This window comes from Campylobacter sp. 2014D-0259 (assembly GCF_008000505.1).
GTDB classification, from domain to species: Bacteria; Campylobacterota; Campylobacteria; order Campylobacterales; family Campylobacteraceae; genus Campylobacter_D; species Campylobacter_D jejuni.
This window is the reverse complement of sequence record NZ_VOAQ01000002.1, coordinates 34,332-56,380: the sequence shown is the minus strand read 5'-3', so window position 1 is coordinate 56,380 and position 22,049 is coordinate 34,332. Positions and strand designations below refer to the sequence as shown.

The following is a 22,049-nucleotide window of genomic DNA, read 5'->3' as shown; positions in this document are numbered from 1 at the left end:
TTTATATATAAATCCTATGTTTATTTTTATTGTTGTTTTAGATGGTGTTTGAAATAGTGTTTAAAAAAGAGTTTGCTGCTGGTTAGGGTTTTTAGAGAGAATAGGGTGTTTTTAGGGTTTGGAAGGTTTAATATATTTGTATGGATTGTATAATAAATTAAATTTTATTCACACATTCTTTAAAGACTTTTCCACGCTCTACGTAAGAGTTGAACTGATCTAAACTTGCGCAAGCGGGACTTAAAAGAGCCACTTCATTGACTCTTAAGTGATTTGAAATTTCATTTACAGCTTTAGATAAAACTTCACATTTATAGGCTTTCAAATTCGCTTTTTTTGCATAATCAAGCATTTTTTCGGTACTAATACCTATAGCATAGAGTTCTATGTTAAAATTTTTCATAAAATCAAATAAATTGCTAAGATCTACACCCTTATCATCTCCCCCTATGATAAGATGGATTTTTTTATCTTTATAGCGATTAAGTGCAGCCATTACCGCGCTTTCATTTGTGGCTTTAGTGTCATTTACCCAAAGTCTATTTTGACTGTCTTTAAGCTCTTCAAGTTTATTTTTTTCCATTACAAAGCTATTTAAAAGCTCATAGCTTAAAGTATCAAGTAGAATTTTTTCTATAGCTAAAGCCATGATAGCATCGAGTAAAAAAGGACTTTTAAAGGAAATTTTTTCCGTATCAATGCCAAATTTAACAGCTAGATCTTTTTCATCTTTATAGCTTATTTTATGAGCTTTTGTTGGAGTATTTGCATAAATTTTAGGCAGTATTACTACATCGCATTCATTCATTCTTTTTAAAACGCTTAGCTTATCTTGAACATAATTATCAAAACTTCCATGCCAAGAAAGATGATCAGGACTTATAGGTAAAAGTGCATAAATTTCAGGTTTAGCTTTATGAGTGTAGTGTAGGGTGAAAGATGAAGTTTCAAGTATCCAAAGTTTTGCATAAGGATCAAGCTCTGCTAAAGGAGTTCCAACATTTCCACCTATAACAGCACCAATGTGTGATAATAAATGTGTAGCCATTTGAGTGGTAGTAGTTTTGCCATTGGTTCCGCTTATCCAAACGGATTTTGGCATGATATCATAAAAAAAGTCATATTCGCTTTGTAAATTTTTTGCTTTTTGAATGAGTTTGTGCTTTGGTGGAAAACCTGGACTAGGAATTTCAATATCGCTTAAATTATCATCAAAATCATTAGGATTTAAAAGTAAATTTCCTAGTGTATCTTTTTTTGTTTCTGTAAAATGATCATCATAGATATCAAAAGGCCCAAATTTATCTACCAAATTTTCAGCAATAGCGCGTGTGGTTTTTCCGTATCCAAAAAGTGAAATTTTCATTATCTTAGCTTTATTGATGCAAGTGCAAGTAAATTTGAAAGTAAGGCTATCATCCAAAAACGCACTATAATTTTATTTTCTACCCAGCCAACTTTTTCAAAATGATGATGAATAGGTGCCATTTTAAATACTCTTTTATTAAAAATTTTAAAACTTCCAACTTGTAAAATTACAGAAACAGTTTCAAGAACAAAAACAAAACCTATGAGTAAAAGTAAAATTTCATTTTTGCTAATGATAGCTAAAAATCCTATGAATCCACCTAAAGCTAAACTCCCGCTATCCCCCATAAAAACCTGCGCAGGATAACAGTTGTACCATAAAAATCCCATTAAAGCACCGATTAATGCAGCACAAATAATCACTACTTCACCAAGTCCTTGAATTTTTGGCAAAAGTAAATATTCACTATAATTTAAATTTCCGCTCAAATATAAGAATATCCCTAAAGTAGATAAAGAAAAAATACTTGGAACTGTAGCTAAGCCATCAAGTCCATCGGTTAAATTTACAGCATTAGAGCTAGAAATTAAAACCAAAATCCAAAAAACAATGGCAAAAATTTCCATATCAAAAAGAGGGTGTTTGTAAAAAGGTATAAAAAGTTCCGTGCTAAGCTCTGAACTAAAATATAAAGGTAAGATGCAAATAAGTCCAGCGATGATTTGTGCTAAAAGCTTCATTCTTGGACTAAGTCCTGAATGATTATCTTTTTTTAGAACTTTGCCTAAATCATCTATGAGTCCTATTAAACAAAAAAGTATCAAACAAAGTAAAGCACTTATAGCAAAAATATTATCAAATTTGATACAAAATAAACTTGCGATTACTGCAGAACTGATGAAAATAAGCCCACCCATGGTTGGAGTATGGCATTTGGTTTTATGAGTTTCTGGGGCGTATTCGTAAATAGGTTGACTAGCATTTTTAGCTTTTGCCCAAGTAATAAATTTAGGCATTAAAAATAAAGATAAACATAAAGCGATAAAAAATGCAAATCCTGCACGCACACTAATATAAGTAAAAAAAGCATAATGACTTAAATCTGAAAGATAATACAAAACCTAGCCTTCTTTTTGGTTTTTAAAAGTTTAATTTTAGTAAAATCTAACCAAAAAAATTCTTATAAAAGAGAGAAAAATGAAGCAAAAATGCGTTTTAATTATTACAGATGGAATAGGGTATAATAAGAATAGTAAGTTTAATGCTTTTGAAGCAGCTAAAAAACCAAGTTATGAAAAGCTTTTTAAGGAAGTCCCAAATTCTTTACTAAAAACGAGTGGTTTAGCTGTAGGTTTGCCAGAAGGGCAGATGGGAAATAGTGAAGTAGGGCATATGTGTATAGGAAGTGGGCGTATTATTTATCAAAATTTAGTGCGTATTAATAAAGCCATTGAAAACAAAGAACTTGAAAAAAATGAGAATTTACAAAAACTTTTAGCAAAATGTAAAAGAGTGCATATTATAGGGCTTTATAGTGATGGCGGGGTGCATTCTATGGATACGCATTTTAAAGCCATGCTTGAAATTTGTGCGAAAAATGGCAATGAAGTTTTTGCTCACGCAATCACTGATGGGCGTGATGTAAGTCCAAAAAGTGGCTTAAATTTCATAAAAGATTTAAAAGAATTTTGTGAAAACTTAGGCGTGCATTTTGCTACGCTTTGTGGGCGTTTTTATGCTATGGATAGAGATAAGCGTTGGGATAGGGTAAAAGAGTATTATGAGTGCTTGTTAGGTAAGGCTTATAAAGTGCCAAATTTATTAGAATACCTACAAAAATCTTACGATGAAAATGTTACTGATGAGTTTATCAAAGCAGCTCAAAATGAGAATTACAAGGGCATGAGAGAAGAAGATGGCATTATCTTTATCAATTTTAGAAATGATAGAATGAAACAACTTGTTGAAGTGTTAAATTCTAAGGATTTTAAAGAGTTTGAACGCGAAAAAATCTTTGAAAATTTACTTACTATGAGTGTTTATGATGATAAATTTAAACTCCCTGTGCTTTTTGAAAAAGAAAAAATTGAAAATACTTTAGCCCAAGTGATTTCTAAAGCAGGGCTTAGTCAGCTTCATACCGCAGAAACCGAAAAATATGCCCATGTAACTTTCTTTTTTAATGGCGGAAAAGAAGAGCTTTTAGAAAATGAAACAAGGGTTTTAATCCCAAGCCCCAAGGTAAAAACTTATGATGAAAAACCCCAAATGAGTGCTTTTGAAGTGTGTGATGCAGTGAAAAAAGGCATAGAAAAGGGTGAGGATTTTATAGTGGTAAATTTTGCAAATGGAGATATGGTTGGGCATACAGGTGATTTTAATGCTGCTATAAAGGCTGTTGAAGCGGTGGATACTTGTTTGGGCGAGATTGTAGAATGTGCAAAAAAGCATGATTATGCTTTTATCATTACAAGCGATCATGGAAATTGCGAAGCTATGCAAGATGAAAAAGGAAATTTGCTTACCAATCACACTACTTTTGATGTTTTTGTTTTTGTGCAAGCAAAGGGAGTTTCAAAGATTAAAGATAATATGGGGCTTAGCAATATCGCTGCAAGTGTGCTTAAAATTTTAGACTTAGAAATTCCAAAAGAAATGAATGAGGCTTTGTTTTAGTTTGTTTGCCTTTTTTATAAGAAATTTGTTAAGATTGCAATTTTTAAAATTAAACTTATTAAGGATAGATAATGAAATTTAGCGGAAAAAATGTTTTAATTACCGGAGCAAGTAAGGGAATAGGTGCTTCTATTGCAAAAACTTTGGCGGGTTTTGGACTTAAAGTTTGGATCAATTATCGTTCAAAACCTGAACTTGCAGATGCTTTAAAAGATGAAATTATTGCAAGTGGTGGCGTTGCTGCTGTGATTAAATTTGATGCAAGCAAAGAAGATGAGTTTGAAAATGGTGTAAAAACCATAGTGGAGAGCGATGGAGAGTTAGGTTATCTTGTAAATAACGCAGGCGTTACAAATGATAAACTTGCTTTAAGAATGAAATTAGAGGACTTTAGCAGTGTTGTGGATACAAATTTAAGTTCAGCTTTTTTAGGTTGTAGAGAAGCTTTAAAAACCATGAGTAAAAAACGCTTTGGTGCTGTTGTAAATATCGCTTCTATTGTCGGAGAAATGGGCAATGCTGGACAAGTAAATTATTCTGCCAGTAAAGGTGGAATGATAGCTATGACTAAATCTTTTGCTAAAGAAGGAGCAAGTAGAAATTTACGCTTTAACTGTGTAACTCCAGGTTTCATAAAAAGCGATATGACTGAAGTTTTAAGTGATGAAATCAAACAAACCTATCAAGACAATATCCCTTTAAAACGCTTTGCAGAACCTGAAGAAGTGGCTAATTGTGTAGCGTTTTTACTTAGTGATTATGCCTCTTATGTGACAGGCGATGTGCTTAAGATCAATGGTGGTTTATATATGTAAGGAAAAATGATGGATTTAAAAGAAATAGCACAATTTTTAGATGATAATGTACCAGCATTTTTAGCCACTTTAGGAACTTGTGGAAATCCTAGAGTGCGTCCTATACAAAGTCCATTGCTTGTGAGAGATAAAATTTATTTTTGCACAGCAAATACAAAAGGACTTTTTAAGCATATAAAAAATTATAATGGTATTGAATTTTGTTCTTGTGCAAAAGATGGGACTTTTTTAAGACTTAGGGCTAATGCGGTTTTTGAACCAAATTTAGAAGTTAAAAAAATGATGTTTGAAAAATATCCTTATCTTGTAAATCTTTATGAAACTCCGCAAAATCCAAAATTTGAAGTTTTTTATCTTGATCATTTAAGCGCTAGAATGCAATTTATGAATGGAGAATTTAAGCTTTTTAAGGCTTAATGATTTGATAATTTTATTAACTATATATTAATTAAGATAAATATTATCTTAATTAATATTAACTTTTTGTTATTTTTTTAAGGTATAATCATTCCGTTTAATTTGCAAGGAATAGATTATGATATATTGCAAAAATTTTTAATATTTATTTTATTATATTCATCTATCTTCTTTGATTGCTTATCTTATGCTTTTTTATATTTATTAAATTATAAATTTATTTTTAATCCATTTTATATTGAAAGGAGAGTTTGTTTTTGGATTTTTGGCATGCGGTTATGTAAGATTGACTTACATTAAAAATTATTATTAATTTTTTAAATAAGGAGAATGATATGGGTGAATTTTCTAGAAGAGATTTTATAAAAACAGCCTGTATTAGTGTAGGAGCTTTAGCTGCAAGTTCAAGTGGAGTTTATGCCTTAGATGATTCATCTAAGATGGATAAAGATACAAATTTACCTTCTTGTGATGTTTTGGTAATTGGATCAGGTGGAGCAGGTTTGCGTGCTGCAGCCGCAGTGAGAAAAGAAAATCCAAAATTAAGCGTTGTAGTAGCTACAAAGATGATGCCATCGCGTAACGCAACTTGTATGGCAGAGGGTGGAATTAATGGAGTTACTGATTTTTCTAATGGAGATTCCTATAAATTACATGCTTATGATACTATCAAAGGCGGAGCTTATTTGGTAGATCAAGACGCGGCTTTAAAATTTTGTGAATTAGCTGGAAAGGCTATTTTTAATATGGATTTTATAGGAACCTTGTTTTCAAGAAATGAGCAAGGTGGAGTAGCTCAGCGTTTAATGGGAGGAGCTTCTAAGAAACGCTGTAATTATTCTGCAGATAAAACAGGTCATATTTTAATGCATTCTTGTTTAGATGATGCTATTAGTAGTGGTGTGAAATTTTTAATGGATCATGAACTTTTGGATATAGGTGTTATGGATGGAAAATGCGAGGGTGTCGTTTTAAGAGATATACAAAGCGGTGGAATTTATCCTGTATTATGCAAAGCTTTGGTGATTGCTACAGGGGGATACACAAGGATATTTTATAATAGAACTTCAACTCCTTTTATTGCCACAGGAGATGGTGTGGCAGCTGCTCTTAGAGCAGGACTTGGTTTTGAAGATCCTGAGATGATACAATTTCACCCAACAGGAGTTGCAAATGGTGGAACTCTTATTACAGAAGCGGCGCGCGGTGAAGGGGGATATCTTTTAAATAATCGTGGTGAGCGTTTTATGAAAAATTACCATGAAAAAATGGAGCTTGCCCCGCGAGATGTAGTTGCGCGTGCTATAGAAACAGAAATTCGCGAAGGTAGAGGTTATGGCGAGGGACTTGGAGCTTATGTTTTGTGCGATGTACGCCACTTAGGAAAAGAAAAAATTTTAAAAGATTTACCAAAAATTCGTCACACTGCAATGCTTTTTGAAAATATTGATTTAGTGGATACTCCTGTACCTATCCGTCCAACGGCACATTATTCTATGGGTGGAATTGAAGTGGCTAAATTTGAAGATATGAGTACTAAAATTGCTGGAATTTATGTAGGTGGAGAAGCTTCTTGTATTTCTATACATGGAGCCAATAGACTAGGGGGAAATTCTTTAGCCGATGCAGTTGTAACTGGGCATTTAGCAGGCATTGGTGCGACAAATTATGCCAAAGATGCAAGTTTTGGAAAAGGGGCAAAAACTCATGAACTTGCTCAAAAATGGCAGGCTAGATTTAAAGAAATTACAAATAATGGCGGAAATGGTCAAGAAATGTATGAATTGCGAGAAGAGCTAGGAAGTCAAAATTGGGATAATATGGGGATTTTTAGAACTCAAGAAAAACTCGATCTTCTAGCAAAAAATTTAGAAGATATACAAGCAAGATATGAAAAAATTCGTATTCCAAATCCTAATGAAGTGATGAATACTGCTTTTACAGATTATGTAGAGCTTGGTAATTTGATTTTACTTTCTCGCTGTGCTTGTTTAGCAGCTAGAAATAGACTTGAAAGTCGTGGGGCTCATACTAGAGAAGATTATCCAAAGCGAGATGATAAAAATTTCTTAAAACATAGCATTGTAAATTTAGAAAATGATGAATTAAAACTTAGTTATAAAGATGTCGTGGTAACTGAGTTTTCACTTGATGGAAGGAGAGTACAATGAAAATCATCATAGATCGTTTTAATGGCAAGGAAAAATATGAACAAAGTTATGATATTGATGATAAGGATATACAAGGAAAAACTCTGCTCTCTCTTTTGCTTTTTATTAAAAAAACAAAAGATATTACTTTAAATTTTACCGCCTCTTGTCAATCTGCGATTTGTGGGGCTTGTGCAGTTCGTGTGAATGGGCATTCTTATCTTGCTTGTGATACTAAAATGCAAGATTTGTTAAAAGAATATGATAATCCTTCAAGTATACGCATTTCTCCGCTTGGAAATTTTAGAGTAATTTCTGATTTAATTGTGGATTGGGAGCCTTCTATAGAAAATTTAAGAAAAATTCGTCCTGCCATGGTGGCAAAAAATGAATTTTCAGCGGAAAAGGGCTGTAAACAAAGTCAAGAAGAATTTGATCGTATTAGCAAGCAATGGGATTGTATTTTATGTGGTAGCTGTGCTTCAGAGTGTAATAAATTAGAAGCAGATAGTAGCGATTATATGCAACCTTTTGTTTTTACTCATGCTTGGCGTGCAGCGGCAGACTCTCGAGGTAAGGATCCTATGTTGCATGTAAAACCCAGCGTAATGAATGGACTTTGGCTTTGTGTTCATTGTCAAGAGTGCGCTGATCGTTGTCCAAAGGGTATAAGTTCAGTAAGTGATATAGCAAATTTAAGAGTGATGGCGATTAAAAAAGGTTTAAATGAAGGCTTAGGGCCTGATCATGCTGAAGCTTTTTATAAAGATTTAGTTGAAGGTTCAGGACGCTTGAATGAAATTTATCTTGCTTTGCGTTCTGAGGGTGTTATAGGTTCTATGGGTAAAACAGATATAGCTTTTAAACTTATGCGTGCAGGAAAAATGAATCCTATGCATGTTTTTGGCGAGGATGAAATAGAAGGACATAAAGATTTGGTTAAAATGATAAAGGCGGCACAAGAAGCTGCTGTTAAGGAGTAAAATATGCAAAAAGAATACGCTTTTTTTCCAGGTTGTGTTTTATCTCAAGCTGCAAAAGAATCTAAAATTTCACTTGAAGCTATTGCACCTATTTTGGGTTGGAAGTTGAATGAAATTAAGGGGTGGAGTTGTTGTGGGGCTTCTCAAGCGCAGTGTGTTGATCCTATTGCGACTTTGGTAGCTAATGCAAGAAATATTGCTTTAGCAGAAGAGATGAAAATGCCAATGCTTACAACTTGTAGTACTTGTATGCTAACTTTAACTAAAGCAAAAAATACTCTTGATAAGGGTGCAAAAGAACGCATCAATACTTTTTTAGCACAAGGTGGAATGAAATATCAAGGTTCAACGCCTATTACAAGTCTTTTGTGGGAGCTTTATGAGGATTTGGATAATTTAAAAAGCAAGGTGAAAAAGCCGCTTTCAAATTTAAAAGTAGCTTTATTTTATGGTTGCCATAGTTTAAGACCTGAAGATGCTTTCGGTAAAAAAGAAAGTTCAACCAATCCAAAAAGTTTTGAAAGTGTAGTAGAAGTTTTAGGGGCTAAAATAGTTCCTTTTGAAAAACGCCTTGATTGTTGTGGTTTTCATGCTTCTTATCCTGCAGAAAAATCTGTGAAAAAAATGTCTAGTCAAATTGTCAATAATGCAAGTGAAAATCAAGCTGATTGTGTTGTAACACCTTGTCCACTTTGTCAAATGCAGCTTGATATCTATCAAGAAAGATTTCAAGATTATACTAGTTCTAAAGCAAGATTGCCGATGATTCATTTATCACAATTAGTAGGACTTGCATTAGGACTTTCTAAAGAAATGGTTGGTTTAGATTATAATATTATTGATGCAAGTAAAATTGCATAAAAACATGGGCAAAAAGCCCATGTTTAAAGATTTAATTCCATTCTTAAAGAATGCTCCCAAAAAGCCACTTCCAAGCGTGTTGCAGTATGAAAAATTTCGCTGAGTTTTTGGAATTTTTGTGCACTAACACTTGAAGTATAAGAATTAACAAAATCTTCAAATTCTTTAGCTTCATTTTGAAAATTTTCACTTCCATAGGTCAAAATCCATTCCTTGTAAGGATGATCTTTTAAATTTTCATTTTTTAAACGATTTATAATTTCAGCACCTATTTTTGCATAGCCTATAGCGCAAGCACTAAGAGCAACTAACATATCTAAAAAATCTCCATTTTCACCTACGCTTAACATATAACGCGAATAGGCTATATTGACTAAACTTTCATCTTTTATATTGAGTTCATCTGCATTAATGCCAAGAGATAAAATTGCACGATGAAGCTCCATTTCTCCTTCAACTATATAATTTTGAAATTTCATAGCAAAACGAAGTTCTTTTGCGGTATTTGAGTTAAGTGCTAATCTTGCATAACATTTTGCGTAATTAAGCAAATAAATATAATCTTGCTTGAGATAAAAAAGAAAATTTTCTTGCTTTAGGCTTTTATCTTCCAATTTTTTAACAAAATCATGATGTAGATAAGCATTCCAAATTTTTTGATTTTCTTTGATTAAATTAGAGAAAAGCATCATTTTTCCTTTATGTTTTAATATTTTATTTTCAAGTATAATGAAAAACTATAAATATTTTAAGCTTTTTATAGTAAAATACGCTTTATTTTAATTTTTTGAAGGAGAGCAAATGGCAACATTTGATGATGTAAAAGCAGTAGTAGTAGAGCAATTAAGTATTGATGCAGATGCAGTTAAAATGGAATCAAAAATTATTGAAGATTTAGGTGCTGATTCTTTAGATGTTGTAGAGCTTATTATGGCTTTAGAAGAAAAATTTGAAGTAGAAATTCCAGATAGTGATGCTGAAAAATTAATTAAAATTGAAGATGTTGTAAATTATATTGACAATCTAAAAAAATAATTTTTTTCTTGCAAGGAGCTTATTCTTGAAAAGAGTTGTAGTTACAGGTATTGGCATGATCAATGCCCTTGGTTTAGATAAAGAAAGTTCATTTAAAGCAATTTGCAATGGAGAAAGCGGAGTAAATAAAATTACTCTTTTTGATGCCACAGACTTTCCTGTTCAAATTGCAGCTGAAGTTAAAAATTTTGATCCATTAGAGGTTGTTGATGGCAAAGAAGTAAAAAAAATTGACCGTTTCATACAACTTGGAATTAAAGCAGCAAGAGAAGCAATGCAGGATGCTGGATTTAGCGAAGAATTAGACAAAGAAGAATTTGGCATTGTTTCGGCTGCTGGTATCGGAGGTTTGCCTAACATAGAAAAAAATTCCATTATTTGTTCCGAGCGAGGTCCGCGTAAAATTTCCCCTTTTTTCATACCTTCAGCACTTGTAAATATGTTAGGAGGTTTGATTTCTATAGAGCATGGACTTAAAGGGCCAAATATTTCTTGTGTTACAGCTTGTGCAGCAGGAACTCATGCTATAGGAGAAGCTTATAAAAGTATAGCTTTGGGAAATGCTAAAAAGATGTTAGTCATAGGTGCAGAAGCTGCGATTTGTCCTGTGGGTATAGGTGGTTTTGCTTCAATGAAAGCTTTATCAACTAGAAATGAAGATCCACAGCATGCTTCAAGACCATTTGACAAAGAAAGAGATGGTTTTGTCATGGGAGAAGGTGCTGGAGCTTTAGTTTTTGAGGAATATGAAGAGGCTAAAAAACGCGGTGCTACAATTTATGCTGAATTAATTGGATTTGGAGAAAGTGCAGATGCACATCATATTACTTCACCAACTTTAGATGGGCCTTTAAGAGCTATGAAAAAAGCTTTAAATATGGCAGGGAATCCAAAGGTAGATTATATCAATGCACATGGAACTTCAACCCCTGTAAATGACAAAAATGAAACAGCAGCAATTAAAGAGCTTTTTGGCAATAATATCCCGCTTATAAGTTCCACCAAAGGACAAACAGGTCATTGCTTGGGTGCCGCAGGTGCAATTGAAGCAGTTATTAGTGTTATGGCCTTAAGAGATGGGGTAGTTCCACCTACAATCAATCAGCTCGTAAAAGATGATGAATGTGATCTTGATTATGTTCCAAATATATCAAGAAAAGTAGATTTAAAAGTGGTGATGAGTAATTCTTTTGGTTTTGGTGGCACAAATGGCTGTGTTGTATTTAAAAAAGTAGATTAATATGGCTTCTTATTTAGATTTTGAAAAAAATATTCAGCAAATTGATGAGGATATTATCAATGCTCAGATTAAAGGAGATACTGAAGCTGTATCGATTTTAAAGAAAAATCTTGAAAAAGAAATTTCTAAAACTTATAAGAATTTAAGTGATTTTCAACGTTTGCAATTAGCGCGTCATCCAGATCGCCCTTATGCTCTTGACTATATTGAACTTATTTTAAATGACGCTCACGAAATACATGGTGATCGTGCCTTTAGAGATGATCCTGCTATTGTTTGTTTTATGGGTTATTTAGGAGAGAAAAAAATAATTGTAATTGGTGAGCAAAAAGGACGTGGAACAAAAGATAAAATCGCTAGAAATTTTGGGATGCCACATCCTGAAGGATATCGTAAAGCCTTAAGAGTAGCAAGACTTGCAGAGAAATTTCAAATTCCTATTTTATTTTTGATAGATACTCCAGGTGCTTATCCTGGAATAGGTGCTGAAGAAAGAGGGCAAAGTGAAGCTATCGCTAGAAATTTATATGAATTAAGTGATTTGAAAATACCGACCATTGCTATAGTTATCGGAGAAGGCGGTAGTGGCGGGGCGTTAGCTATAGGGGTTGCAGATAGACTTGCAATGATGAAAAATTCTGTTTTTTCAGTAATTTCTCCTGAAGGTTGTGCTGCAATACTTTGGAATGATCCTGCAAAAAGTGAAGCTGCAACCAAGGCTATGAAGGTAACGGCTGATGATTTAAAATCTCAAGGTTTAATTGATGATGTTATAGATGAGCCTACAAATGGTGCACATCGCAATAAAGAAGCTGCAGCAGTAGCTATTGCTGATTATGTAAAAAAATCTCTAAATGAACTTGAAAATATTGACGTACGAGAACTTTCTGCAAATCGTATGCAGAAAATTTTAAAGCTTGGAGCCTATCAAGAGGCTTAGGCTTTTACTTCGCTTTTTTAAATAATTTTATTATTTATAATTGTTATCAAAATTAAGTTAATTAAAAGTATTCTTTTTTTATACTTCAAAAATGATTTTAAATATCAAAATAATTATTTTTAAAGGAATTAATTTGACTCAAATTAAAAATATGAAATTTAAAAAAAGTTTACTGTGTTTTTTAATTTTATCTGGAGCTTTGTTAAAAGCAGAAGAAAAATATCAACTTAATGATGTTGTGGTTAGTGCTAGTGGTTTTGAACAAGATTTGGTTGATGCGCCTGCTAGTATTTCTATCATTACAAAAGAAGAGCTTGAAAAAAAGCCAATTAAGGATATAGGGGAGGCTATAGGAGATATTCCAGGTGTAGATGTGACTATGAATAAAACAGGCACTTATGATTTTAGCATACGAGGTTTTGGTAGTTCTTATACTCTAGTTTTAATTGATGGAAAACGTCAAAGTGTTGCAAATGGATTTTATGATAATGGCTTTAGTGGCAGTGAGTCAGGTTATCTTCCACCTTTATCTATGATAGAGCGTATTGAGGTTATACGTGGTCCAGCTTCTACGCTTTATGGCAGTGATGCTGTAGGCGGTGTGATAAATATTATCACTAAGAAAAATCCTGATAAGACTGAGGCGAATATAGAATTTAACACTCTTTTGCAACAGCACTCTAATCACTATGGCAATGCTGGGGGATTTAATGCTTATGTAGCAACTCCTTTGATTGAAGATACATTATCAATTTCTGCAAGGTTGAAGTATTATGATAAGGCAGCTTCTGATTTAAAATGGCCTACACCGGTTTGGAATAATAGTCAACAAAGACCTGATAATTATCAAATTGCTAGCCATAGTCCAGGTGCTTTTACTAGTTTAGGTTTTGGTTCTAGGCTTAATTGGACAGTAGATGATAAAAATAATATATATTTTGATATAGAACGATATATTAATGAAATTTCAGTGAATTCTACAAGTAGTAGGGCTATTAAAAGTGAAAGACAACTTTTTAAGGATAATATTGTTTTAAATCATGATGGTAACTATGATTTTGGTTCAACTAACTCATATTTACAATATGGTAGCACTAAGGATAAGGAGCTGCATAGCCAAATTTGGGTAGGAGAAGGTAAGGTTGTTTTACCTTGGAATTTAGGTCAATACGGTAATTTAGTAAATACCTTTGGTGCAAGGATTGATTATGAGATGTTAAAAAATGATCAAGCAAGCGCAGGTAGTCAAATAAGAGGTAAAAATCTTGATCAAACCACGGTTGCGCTTTATGGGGAAAATGAGTATTTTATAACAGATGATTTGATTTTTACTACAGGTTTGCGTTATATTTATAGCGATTTGTTTGATTCTGAATTTACGCCTAGGGTTTATTTGGTTTATCACTTAAATGATAATATAGCCTTTAAAGGAGGTGTTTCAAAAGGCTATAAAACTCCTGCTGCTAAGGAGTTGACAAATGGATATTATAATTATAGCAATGACAATGCTTATTTTGGAAACCCTGACTTAAAACCAGAAGAAAGTATAAATTATGAATTGGGTGTTGATTTTAGGATATTTGATTTTGCACATTATTCTATCACAGGATTTATTACTGATTTTACAAATCAAATCAGTAGTGAAGATTTAACAGGTATGCAAAATGGTATTAATTGTAGCAATGGCACTGTTTGTACGCGTCCTATTAATCTTGGAAAAACACAGACTAAAGGTATAGAATTTGCATTTAATACCAAAACTTACAATGGCTTTAGCCTAAATTCAAGTTATACTTTTATGGATAATCGCTACAAAGATGGTCAAAAAAATTGGTTTGGTGGTGATAGAATAGAGAATTTACCAAGGCATATAGCAATGTTAAAATTAAACTATGAGCGAGGTAAATTTAGCTCCTATATAAAAACACGAGCAAGACTTGATACTATAGCCAAAGCAAAAGGTGGCGGTAATGGTAGTTTGCCATGGCAAAAATATAAGCCTTTTTATATAGTAGATTTAGGGATAAATTATAAAATCAATAAGCAATCTAGCTTAAGTTTTGTAGTACAAAATCTTTTTGATAAAAATTTCTTTGATCCGCAAGTTACTAAATGGGCTGGAGCCAATCCTGCTGGATATGCAAATCGTTATCAAGACTATACAGAAGGAAGGAGTTTTTGGTTGAGTTATAAATATGATTTTTAATTTTTTAAGGCTTTAATTACCTTTATATTTTCAAAAAAGCAAAAATAAAGTACAATGTGAAAAATAAATAAAAGGTTTTATTATGGCGTTTAAAAATTTAAAAGAACTTTCTTTTGAAAAATCAAATTATATTAAGCCTAAGAGATTTGCTTATGAAAGTAATGGTAAGTTTTGTACTTGGGATTTTATAGAATCTAAAGATAGTGTTTCAGTGCTTTTGTATCATAAAGAATTAGAAAGTTTTATTTTTGTACGCCAATTTCGTATACCACTTTGGTATCATCAAATGCATGATAAAGATTATGTAAAAGATGATAATATGGGCTATACTATAGAGCTTTGTTCTGGGCTTGTGGATAAAAAATTATCTTTAGAGGAAATAGCAAAAGAAGAATGTATAGAAGAACTAGGATATGCTCCTAAAAATTTAGAAAAAATAGGAGATTTTTATACAGGGTTTGGTTCAGGTGTAAGCAAGCAAAGCTTTTATTTCGCAGAAGTTGATGAAAAAGATAAAATTTCTTCAGGAGGTGGAGTTGATGATGAAGAGATTGAAGCTGTTTATGTTAAGGTGCAGGATTTTGAAAAAAAATGTAAAAATATAATAAGAACGCCTTTGCTTGATTTTGCTTATATGTGGTTTTTAAAGGAGAAGTGGGAAAAATATTAAAGATTATTTAGGTTAAACCTTAAAAAGGTTCAACCTAGGATTTAATGATCTGATTCATCAAGCATTTCTTTAAATACATTGAAAAGATCAAGCGATGCATTTTCAGCAACTTCGCATTTATTAATTATGCTGTGTTGAGTAATATCTTTGCTAATATCTTCTGTATTTGCTATTGTTATAGCATTATTCATATTTTCATGAACTTTTTCATGTGGCTCGTTAATTTTTAAGAAGCTTTTATTTTGCCCAAATCTTTCTTTTCCTGTGCTAGCAAGCCATTTTCCTAAGCGACAAGATGTATGATCGGCTAATTGCTTTCCTGATTTGGAAAAAATTTCTTTATAACCATTTAATTTAAAAGCTATATGATCTAGTTTTGCTAAAGATACGAAAGCTTCTGAAGCGATACCAACTGCATTTGAATTAGTAGAATGCGCTTCATTTACTAAGTGGGTAAATTTTTCGGAAAAACTCATAATATGAGCATTAGAATCTATAGAAATTTTTTCAACTTGCTCACTTTGAGTATACATTTCATTTGCATTTTGCTTTAGAAGGTTGATATTCATTTCAACTTCTGTGGTTGCTTTTTGTGTTTTTTCAGCTAGTTTTCTTACTTCATCGGCAACAACAGCAAAACCACGCCCATGTTCACCTGCGCGTGCAGCTTCTATGGCAGCGTTAAGAGCTAAAAGATTGGTTTGATCGGAAACATCTTTAATTAGATTAATTACATTAGTAATTTCATCTACACTTCTATGCAATGTTCCTGCAACATCTCTTGTTTTATTGGCTGATTCTGTAATATTCCCTAAGGAAGCATTGATAGAATTAGCAATATGGTTAAGTTCATCCATTTCAGCAAGAGAAGTTTTAGAATAGCTAGAGATAACTTCTGCCTTATTTACATTTTCTAACATATCGCCTTGAACAATAGTAATATTTTTTAAAACCCCAGTTAATAAAACATTTAAAAGATCTGTTTTAAGTTTAGACTCTAAAGCCGCTTGTTCTAATGATGTAATTTTATTTTTTAATTCTAAATTTTCCGATTGAAATTTTTCAATTTTATGTGCAAGATTTTTATTTTCTTCTTCAAGTTTTTGAAGATCAGAATGGTTTATTTTACTTCCAAACATTGTTTTGCCTTATTTTTTATAATTTGCTAGATATTGGCTAAGTTCATCTTTTACATGAAGCTTTTCTTTTTTTAAAGTTGAAATTTCCATGCTGCTAAGAGAAGTTCTACCTTCTTCTGCATCTTTAATCATGTCATCAAGTTCATTATGACGATCAAATAGTTTATCAAAATGAGCATCTTTACCTTTTAGCTCTGACATTAATTCTCTATATTCATGTAGCATAAACTCTCCTTGTATTAGTGAAATTTAAAATTCATTTAACAAGGTATTTTACACTATTAAAAGATATTTTTGGCTTAAAAAATAATAAAATTAATAATAATTTTTAAATGTGTGTTATATAAGTGATTTATTAAAGTTTATTTTTAAATTGGAAATTTTAAAATTGAGGAATAAATCCTCAAAATTATTTAGAATTTTGTTTTTTTAGAGTTCTTAGAGTAGAAGCTGCGATTCTCATTTTTCTCGTGGTGCCATCTTCTAAAGTTACACGAACTGTTCTGAGATTAGGTAAAAAGCGTCTTTTTGTTTTATTGTTAGCATGGCTGACATTATTACCCACCATTGGACCCTTGCCTGTGATTTGACATACTCTTGCCATTTTCTTGTCCTTATGAAAATTTTTAAATGGAGATTTTATCAAAATTAAGCTTAAAATATTCCATAATTTATAGTTTTTTTAATATATAAGTCGATAAAATATTATTTATCACATTTATATATACTTTAAGGTTTTGATCATGTATGTAGCTCCAAGTTTATTGTCTGCAAATTTTTTGAAATTAGAAGAAGAAGTTAAAGCTATTGAAGCTGCAGGTGCAGATCTTTTACATATTGATGTAATGGATGGACACTTTGTTCCAAATTTGACTTTTGGACCTTGCGTGATCGAAAAAATTTCAACTATTAGTAAGTTGCCATTAGATGTGCATTTGATGGTTAAAGATGTAAGTAAATTTATAGATCTTTTTATCCCTTTGAAACCAAAATTCATTTCTTTTCATATGGAAAGCGAAGTTCATCCTATAAGACTTTGTGAATATATAAGAAGTCAAGGAATCCATCCTGCTATTGTTTTAAATCCGCACACTCCTATTGATTCTATTAAACACATGCTAGAATTTGTAGATATGGTACTTTTAATGAGTGTTAATCCTGGATTTGGTGGACAAAAATTTTTACCTTTGGTACATGAAAAAATCAAAGAATTGCGCCAAATGATTGATAAAAAAAATGCTAAAGTTTTTATAGAGGTTGATGGTGGTGTTAATGGTTTAAATGCTAGCGATTTAGAGGAATCCGGAGCTGATATTTTGGTGGCTGGAAGTTATATTTTTTCTTCTAATGATTATAAAACTGCAATTTCATCTTTAAAGCTTGAATTTTGAGTTCACAGCAAATTGATCAGATTATTTCTATATTAAATAAGCAAAGCAAGCCTTATGATTGGGTGATGCAAGAGTTTGCCAAAGTTGAAGAATTAAAAAATTTTGATTTAGATTTGGAAACTTTTGAGCTTTTGGGTTTGGGCTTAACTTTGAATAAAGATAATATTTTTACCCTTAAAACACGCACAACAAAAATTAAAGATGAAATTTTTTGTATAGTAGATATAGAAAGTACTGGCGGCGTAAGTAAGGGGGAAATTTTAGAAATTGGAGCAGTAAAAATTCAAAATTCTAAAGAAATTGGACGCTTTCAAAGTTTTGTTAAAGTAAAAGAAATTCCAGAAAATATAACCGAACTTACGGGTATTACTTATGAGATGGTGGAAAATGCTCCAAGTTTAGCAAAGGTTTTAAGTGATTTTAGGCTTTTTTTAAAAGACAGTATTTTTGTAGCGCATAATGTGCGTTTTGATTATAGTTTTATTTCTAAGGCTTTAAATGAGTGTGGTTTTGGCATTTTGCTTAATCGTCGTATTTGCACTATAGAATTTGCACAATGTTGTATAGAAAGTCCAAAATATAAACTAGAGGTTTTGAAAGAATTTCTGGGCGTGGAAAATACGCATCATAGGGCTTTAGATGATGCTTTGGCAGCTGCTGAAATTTTTAAATATTGCCTTGGAAAACTTCCTTATCATATAAAAACTACAGAAGAACTTATAAATTTTACAAAAACTGCACGCATAAAGCAAAAATAAATATTTAAAGTGTATAATTAAAACATAAATGACGGGAGCTTGTGTAACAGGCTGAGAGTAAGCTAAAAGCTTAGACCGAACCGGATCTGGATAATGCCAGCGTCGGGAAGATTTATAAATTTCAATACTTTAAAAATTTATACTCACCCTTCATTTATCCAAATTTTTTAAAGGATAAATTTATGAAAACTCAAATGAATTATGCCAAAGAAGGTGTTTTTACTAAAGAAATGCAGATTGTTGCACAAAAAGAAAATTTAAGTAAAGATTTTTTGCTTGAAAATATTGCTTGCGGTAAAATTATTATCCCTGCAAATATTAATCATAAAAGTCTTGATCCAAATGGTATAGGTTTTGGACTGCGTACTAAGGTTAATGTAAATTTAGGAGTTTCAAATGATTGCGTTGATTATAGCGAGGAAATGAAAAAAGTAGAGCTCGCTCATAAATTTGACATAGAAGCGATTATGGACTTAAGCAATTATGGCAAAACAAGTCGTTTTAGAGACGAGCTTGTTAATGTTTCAAAAGCTATGATAGGAACAGTTCCTGTATATGATGCGGTAGGATTTTTAGAAAAAGATTTAAAACAAATTGGTGCTAAAGACTTTTTAGATGTTGTATATCATCATGCTAAAAGTGGGGTTGATTTTATGACAATTCATGCAGGTATTAATTCTCGCGCAGCGCATATTTTTAAACAAAGTAAAAGACTTACAAATATAGTTTCAAGAGGAGGCTCTGTGCTTTATGCTTGGATGATGATGAAAGATGCTGAAAATCCTTTTTTTGAGTATTATGATGATTTGCTTGACATTTGTTTAAAATACGATGTAACTTTATCTTTGGGCGATGCTTTGCGTCCTGGCTCTACTCACGATGCAAGTGATGGGGCGCAAATTTCAGAGCTTATAGAATTATCGCTTCTTACCCAAAGGGCTTGGGATGTTGGGGTTCAAGTAATGATAGAAGGTCCAGGGCATATGGCTATTAATGAAATAGAGGTAAATATGCAATTAGAAAAGCGTTTATGCAAAGGAGCGCCTTTTTATGTCTTAGGACCTTTGGTAACAGATATTGGTGCAGGGTATGATCATATTAGTGGTGCTATTGGAGGAGCTGTGGCTGCAGCTAGCGGTGCTGATATGCTGTGTTATGTAACACCTGCTGAACACTTAAGACTTCCAAATTTAGAAGATGTTAGAGAGGGTATAGTTGCGACTAAAATTGCAGCTCATGCGGGAGATATAGCTAAACTTCCAAAAGAAAGAGCAAGAGATGATGAGATGAGTAAGGCTAGACAAGAGATAGATTGGGAGAAAATGTTTAAACTTGCTATTGATGGAGAAAAGGCTAAAAAAATGTTTAATGAGCGTCGCCCTGATGATTTAAACTCATGTTCCATGTGTGGAAAAATGTGTGCAATGAATACTATGAATCAAATTTTAAAAGGCGAAGATGTGAGTTTAGCTTGAATAAACTTTGAGAGTAAGATCTATAGAGATACCTTGCTCTCCTGCTTTAAGATTAAGTGGATAATCAAGCTTGATTAAATTATTATAGTTTTTTAGAGCATCAATAAAATCATAAAGTCTTCTAGGATTGTTCATTGTCGCTTTAATGGCTAAGCGGTTTTTTAGATATTTTTCTTGTTTTTTGGGCTTAGTTTCTTGAATTTTTACATTTTGAAAATATTTTTGTAAAAAAATATCAAAATTTCCTATATTAAAATTTTGCTCAAATTGCTCTAAACTTTTGTTGTTTTCGCTTCTTAGAGTTGATATTTTATCTTCACTAAAGTCAAATTTTGATTTAGCGGCTTTTAAGATAGCAAGTTGTGAGTTTTCTCTAAGATTTGCTTGTTTGTAGTTTTTTAATGTCGGTAAAAGTAAAAATAAGATCAAGGCTGTGCAAACGCTTATAAAACTTAACGCGCAAATGATAAGCTTTAATAAATCAATTTCTTCTAGACTTTTATCTTTCATCTGCAACTCCTGGAATTTGTTTACTAATACTAACAAAACGATACCACCCATTATCTAAGCGATAATAGGTTGTATAGCTTTGATCAAAGATGCTTTTTAAAGGGGTTTCTAAAAGTAGAGTAAACATTTCTCTTGTAGGAGTGACTCCGATAAGTTTTAAGGAATATTCGTCTTGTTCAACACTTTCAAGAGTAATATTATCAGTTTTTACAATAATATCAAATAGATTTCTTAAGCTTTCTTTAACAATTTGATTTTGAGTGTTAAAATTTTTCGCTATTTGGCTTTGATCAAATAAAATTTCATAAAGCATTTCATTTTGCTTAGTTTGATTTTGAAGCACTATAACTTGTTGTTTTTCATCATCGATAGAGCTATTGATTAATGCAATTTTTATTGTATATGTAAAATATACTAGCAAGATAAATAATATACTAAAACCAAAAAGTCCTAGCCAAATTTTATCAAAGAGTGTGAAAATAGGTTTTTTTCTTGGCTGTATGAAGCTATAAGTCATTTAAGCTCCTTTTGCATCAATTCTATCATAAGATCTAAGGTGTTGATTTGTTTCGTTTTTATCTCTAAAAAAGTTTCACTTTCTAAAAAATCAATAGCACTTATGTTAATATCTGATTCGCTATATAATAAAATACCATTGATAAATACCCCAGCATATTTATCATCATTGTAAAATTTTTCAATGCTCGTAATAATATAACGGCAAAGTTCCATATCATTGCTAAATTGATTTAATTCATCAAGATTAAAATTATCATTATTATCCAAAGTTTCAAGATTATTTTCTTGATCAAGTAGATCAAATTTATTATTTAAGGCTTCATTGAAGTTATCTAAGGTAACTTCAGTATCATCGTTGTTGTTTTCAATTTCTTGATTATCTTCTGATGGAAGTTCAAGCTCTAAACCTAATTCTTGCTCAAATATTTTAAAATCACCGTATAAAATAGTATTGCCTTTAGCAACAATAATTGCCAAAAGATGTCCTTGTTTAAATCCATAAAGTAAAATTTGATCATCAGGCTGTTTTTCTTTTTGTATATTGTAGTAAAGAAGGGCAAAAGGGGAATATAAAAAATCTAAACCTCTATATTCTTCAAAAAGCTCGCTATAATATTCCACATGTTCGGTAGCCGTATAAACAAGGGCATTATTAAATAAAATATGCTGTAAGCTGATTTTTCCTATATTAAAGTGCTCACAATCTTGAATATTTGTACTAGGTATTAATCCTTGTTCTTTGGCGTCTAAAAATAAAGCAGTGTGGTAAAATAAGAAATGCTTGCTTAAATTTTTTATGTATTCTAATAAATTTTCACTTTTATCAAAAGTTTTTTCATTGCTACTGATTAGTTTATTTCCTCTGTAAATAGAAGCTTTTACAATATTTTTTTTATCTTCTAAAATAATACTAATAAAAAGTTGTGGAAATATTTTTTTAAGTAAAAATAACATT

Annotated in this window: 24 protein-coding genes, 1 pseudogene and 1 riboswitch; of the genes and pseudogenes, 15 read left to right on the top strand and 10 right to left on the bottom strand. The window is 31.8% G+C overall.

Annotation, left to right across the window (positions count from 1 at the left end; translation table 11 throughout):
• Positions 1-157: 157 nt before the first annotated feature.
• Positions 158-1,366, bottom strand: a complete 1,209-nt coding sequence (murD, locus tag SR63_RS00320) for a UDP-N-acetylmuramoyl-L-alanine--D-glutamate ligase (protein WP_002867006.1) — start codon at positions 1,364-1,366, stop codon at positions 158-160.
• The gene (mraY, locus tag SR63_RS00315; protein ID WP_002867005.1) at positions 1,366-2,427 is read right to left on the bottom strand and encodes a phospho-N-acetylmuramoyl-pentapeptide-transferase; all 1,062 of its coding nucleotides are present in this window, start codon (positions 2,425-2,427) and stop codon (positions 1,366-1,368) included. The genes murD and mraY overlap by 1 nt, the downstream gene beginning before the upstream one ends.
• Before the next feature lie 79 nt (positions 2,428-2,506).
• Here mraY and gpmI point away from each other — a divergent pair, with 79 nt between their 5' ends.
• The 7 genes from gpmI to sdhE all read left to right on the top strand — a co-directional run bounded on the left by gpmI (position 2,507) and on the right by sdhE (position 9,211).
• The gene (gpmI, locus tag SR63_RS00310) at positions 2,507-3,985 is read left to right on the top strand and encodes a 2,3-bisphosphoglycerate-independent phosphoglycerate mutase (RefSeq protein ID WP_002867004.1); all 1,479 of its coding nucleotides are present in this window, start codon (positions 2,507-2,509) and stop codon (positions 3,983-3,985) included.
• A complete protein-coding gene (locus SR63_RS08675; RefSeq protein ID WP_032603128.1) occupies positions 3,969-4,067 on the top strand; it encodes a hypothetical protein in 99 nt (32 codons plus the stop codon). The genes gpmI and SR63_RS08675 overlap by 17 nt, the downstream gene beginning before the upstream one ends.
• Entirely contained in the window at positions 4,057-4,800 is a 744-nt protein-coding gene (gene fabG, locus SR63_RS00300; RefSeq protein ID WP_002867003.1) for a 3-oxoacyl-ACP reductase FabG, read from the top strand. Before SR63_RS08675 ends, fabG begins: the two co-directional genes overlap by 11 nt.
• A gap of 6 nt (positions 4,801-4,806) precedes the next feature.
• A complete protein-coding gene (locus tag SR63_RS00295; protein ID WP_072238622.1) occupies positions 4,807-5,217 on the top strand; it encodes a pyridoxamine 5'-phosphate oxidase family protein in 411 nt (136 codons plus the stop codon).
• 335 nt (positions 5,218-5,552) lie between these two features.
• Entirely contained in the window at positions 5,553-7,388 is a 1,836-nt protein-coding gene (sdhA, locus tag SR63_RS00290) for an 8-methylmenaquinol:fumarate reductase flavoprotein subunit (protein ID WP_002867001.1), read from the top strand.
• Positions 7,385-8,350 (top strand): 8-methylmenaquinol:fumarate reductase iron-sulfur subunit, encoded by a 966-nt coding sequence (gene sdhB, locus SR63_RS00285; protein WP_002854950.1) that lies wholly within the window; start codon positions 7,385-7,387, stop codon positions 8,348-8,350. The genes sdhA and sdhB overlap by 4 nt, the downstream gene beginning before the upstream one ends.
• 3 nt (positions 8,351-8,353) lie before the next feature.
• Positions 8,354-9,211, top strand: coding sequence for an 8-methylmenaquinol:fumarate reductase membrane anchor subunit (gene sdhE / locus SR63_RS00280; RefSeq protein ID WP_002866999.1), 858 nt, complete (start codon positions 8,354-8,356; stop codon positions 9,209-9,211).
• Positions 9,212-9,234: 23 nt separating this feature from the next.
• Here sdhE and tenA read toward each other — a convergent pair whose 3' ends face one another.
• Entirely contained in the window at positions 9,235-9,903 is a 669-nt protein-coding gene (gene tenA, locus SR63_RS00275) for a thiaminase II (protein WP_072238621.1), read from the bottom strand.
• A 109-nt stretch (positions 9,904-10,012) separates the two neighbouring features.
• On the opposite strand from tenA, the gene acpP reads away from it, so the two are divergent.
• From acpP to SR63_RS00250, 5 genes are all read left to right on the top strand, one after another.
• Positions 10,013-10,246, top strand: a complete 234-nt coding sequence (acpP, locus tag SR63_RS00270) for an acyl carrier protein (RefSeq protein ID WP_002854831.1) — start codon at positions 10,013-10,015, stop codon at positions 10,244-10,246.
• Between the two features lie 25 nt (positions 10,247-10,271).
• Positions 10,272-11,486 (top strand): beta-ketoacyl-ACP synthase II, encoded by a 1,215-nt coding sequence (locus SR63_RS00265; protein WP_002866997.1) that lies wholly within the window; start codon positions 10,272-10,274, stop codon positions 11,484-11,486.
• Between the two features lies 1 nt (position 11,487).
• Positions 11,488-12,426, top strand: a complete 939-nt coding sequence (locus SR63_RS00260; protein ID WP_002854780.1) for an acetyl-CoA carboxylase carboxyltransferase subunit alpha — start codon at positions 11,488-11,490, stop codon at positions 12,424-12,426.
• Positions 12,427-12,577: 151 nt separating this feature from the next.
• Entirely contained in the window at positions 12,578-14,632 is a 2,055-nt protein-coding gene (locus SR63_RS00255; RefSeq protein ID WP_032603130.1) for a TonB-dependent receptor domain-containing protein, read from the top strand.
• Positions 14,633-14,714: 82 nt separating this feature from the next.
• Positions 14,715-15,302: an NUDIX domain-containing protein gene (locus SR63_RS00250; protein WP_002866995.1), complete on the top strand. Its 588-nt coding sequence runs from the start codon at positions 14,715-14,717 to the stop codon at positions 15,300-15,302.
• A gap of 41 nt (positions 15,303-15,343) precedes the next feature.
• Here SR63_RS00250 and SR63_RS08715 read toward each other — a convergent pair whose 3' ends face one another.
• From SR63_RS08715 to rpmB, 4 genes and pseudogenes are all read right to left on the bottom strand, one after another.
• Complete coding sequence (locus tag SR63_RS08715; protein WP_370651196.1) at positions 15,344-15,778, bottom strand: CZB domain-containing protein; 435 nt, start codon at positions 15,776-15,778, stop codon at positions 15,344-15,346.
• 6 nt (positions 15,779-15,784) lie between these two features.
• Positions 15,785-16,030, bottom strand: a pseudogene (locus SR63_RS08710) (methyl-accepting chemotaxis protein); the annotation flags it as partial.
• Between the two features lie 420 nt (positions 16,031-16,450).
• Positions 16,451-16,666, bottom strand: a complete 216-nt coding sequence (locus SR63_RS00240) for a YdcH family protein (protein ID WP_002855201.1) — start codon at positions 16,664-16,666, stop codon at positions 16,451-16,453.
• A 184-nt stretch (positions 16,667-16,850) separates the two neighbouring features.
• Positions 16,851-17,045 carry a 50S ribosomal protein L28 gene (gene rpmB / locus SR63_RS00235; RefSeq protein ID WP_002854974.1) on the bottom strand — a complete coding sequence of 65 codons (195 nt, stop codon included), beginning with the start codon at positions 17,043-17,045 and terminating at the stop codon, positions 16,851-16,853.
• A gap of 139 nt (positions 17,046-17,184) precedes the next feature.
• On the opposite strand from rpmB, the gene rpe reads away from it, so the two are divergent.
• The 3 genes from rpe (at position 17,185) to thiC (ending at position 20,065) form a co-directional block, all read left to right on the top strand.
• Positions 17,185-17,832: a ribulose-phosphate 3-epimerase gene (gene rpe, locus SR63_RS00230; RefSeq protein WP_002859889.1), complete on the top strand. Its 648-nt coding sequence runs from the start codon at positions 17,185-17,187 to the stop codon at positions 17,830-17,832.
• A complete protein-coding gene (locus tag SR63_RS00225) occupies positions 17,829-18,590 on the top strand; it encodes a 3'-5' exonuclease (protein WP_002866993.1) in 762 nt (253 codons plus the stop codon). Before rpe ends, SR63_RS00225 begins: the two co-directional genes overlap by 4 nt.
• Positions 18,591-18,611: 21 nt before the next feature.
• Positions 18,612-18,716: riboswitch (TPP riboswitch) on the top strand.
• A gap of 56 nt (positions 18,717-18,772) precedes the next feature.
• Entirely contained in the window at positions 18,773-20,065 is a 1,293-nt protein-coding gene (thiC, locus tag SR63_RS00220; protein ID WP_002866992.1) for a phosphomethylpyrimidine synthase ThiC, read from the top strand.
• On the opposite strand, the gene SR63_RS00215 is transcribed toward thiC, so the two are convergent.
• The 3 genes from SR63_RS00215 to SR63_RS00205 are packed head-to-tail and all read right to left on the bottom strand — an operon-like array spanning position 20,057 to position 22,048.
• Complete coding sequence (locus tag SR63_RS00215; RefSeq protein WP_002855018.1) at positions 20,057-20,575, bottom strand: hypothetical protein; 519 nt, start codon at positions 20,573-20,575, stop codon at positions 20,057-20,059. The two genes, thiC and SR63_RS00215, sit on opposite strands and share 9 nt — an antisense overlap.
• Positions 20,565-21,092 (bottom strand): hypothetical protein, encoded by a 528-nt coding sequence (locus tag SR63_RS00210; RefSeq protein WP_002858498.1) that lies wholly within the window; start codon positions 21,090-21,092, stop codon positions 20,565-20,567. Before SR63_RS00210 ends, SR63_RS00215 begins: the two co-directional genes overlap by 11 nt.
• Positions 21,089-22,048, bottom strand: coding sequence for a hypothetical protein (locus tag SR63_RS00205; RefSeq protein ID WP_002866989.1), 960 nt, complete (start codon positions 22,046-22,048; stop codon positions 21,089-21,091). The genes SR63_RS00210 and SR63_RS00205 overlap by 4 nt, the downstream gene beginning before the upstream one ends.
• Between the last annotated feature and the right edge of the window lies 1 nt (position 22,049).

Coding starts and splice junctions, on each gene's coding strand:
- rpe (WP_002859889.1), top strand. CDS start 17,185: ATGTATGTAGCTCCAAGTTTATTGTCTGCAAATTTTTTGAAATTAGAA.
- gpmI (WP_002867004.1), top strand. CDS start 2,507: ATGAAGCAAAAATGCGTTTTAATTATTACAGATGGAATAGGGTATAAT.
- SR63_RS00250 (WP_002866995.1), top strand. CDS start 14,715: ATGGCGTTTAAAAATTTAAAAGAACTTTCTTTTGAAAAATCAAATTAT.
- SR63_RS08715 (WP_370651196.1), bottom strand. CDS start 15,778: ATGAGTTTTTCCGAAAAATTTACCCACTTAGTAAATGAAGCGCATTCT.
- SR63_RS00205 (WP_002866989.1), bottom strand. CDS start 22,048: ATGTTATTTTTACTTAAAAAAATATTTCCACAACTTTTTATTAGTATT.
- SR63_RS00295 (WP_072238622.1), top strand. CDS start 4,807: ATGATGGATTTAAAAGAAATAGCACAATTTTTAGATGATAATGTACCA.
- rpmB (WP_002854974.1), bottom strand. CDS start 17,045: ATGGCAAGAGTATGTCAAATCACAGGCAAGGGTCCAATGGTGGGTAAT.
- SR63_RS08675 (WP_032603128.1), top strand. CDS start 3,969: ATGAGGCTTTGTTTTAGTTTGTTTGCCTTTTTTATAAGAAATTTGTTA.
- SR63_RS00260 (WP_002854780.1), top strand. CDS start 11,488: ATGGCTTCTTATTTAGATTTTGAAAAAAATATTCAGCAAATTGATGAG.
- fabG (WP_002867003.1), top strand. CDS start 4,057: ATGAAATTTAGCGGAAAAAATGTTTTAATTACCGGAGCAAGTAAGGGA.
- SR63_RS00215 (WP_002855018.1), bottom strand. CDS start 20,575: ATGAAAGATAAAAGTCTAGAAGAAATTGATTTATTAAAGCTTATCATT.
- SR63_RS00255 (WP_032603130.1), top strand. CDS start 12,578: ATGAAATTTAAAAAAAGTTTACTGTGTTTTTTAATTTTATCTGGAGCT.
- murD (WP_002867006.1), bottom strand. CDS start 1,366: ATGAAAATTTCACTTTTTGGATACGGAAAAACCACACGCGCTATTGCT.
- sdhE (WP_002866999.1), top strand. CDS start 8,354: ATGCAAAAAGAATACGCTTTTTTTCCAGGTTGTGTTTTATCTCAAGCT.
- SR63_RS00240 (WP_002855201.1), bottom strand. CDS start 16,666: ATGCTACATGAATATAGAGAATTAATGTCAGAGCTAAAAGGTAAAGAT.
- sdhB (WP_002854950.1), top strand. CDS start 7,385: ATGAAAATCATCATAGATCGTTTTAATGGCAAGGAAAAATATGAACAA.
- SR63_RS00210 (WP_002858498.1), bottom strand. CDS start 21,092: ATGACTTATAGCTTCATACAGCCAAGAAAAAAACCTATTTTCACACTC.
- sdhA (WP_002867001.1), top strand. CDS start 5,553: ATGGGTGAATTTTCTAGAAGAGATTTTATAAAAACAGCCTGTATTAGT.
- tenA (WP_072238621.1), bottom strand. CDS start 9,903: ATGATGCTTTTCTCTAATTTAATCAAAGAAAATCAAAAAATTTGGAAT.
- acpP (WP_002854831.1), top strand. CDS start 10,013: ATGGCAACATTTGATGATGTAAAAGCAGTAGTAGTAGAGCAATTAAGT.
- thiC (WP_002866992.1), top strand. CDS start 18,773: ATGAAAACTCAAATGAATTATGCCAAAGAAGGTGTTTTTACTAAAGAA.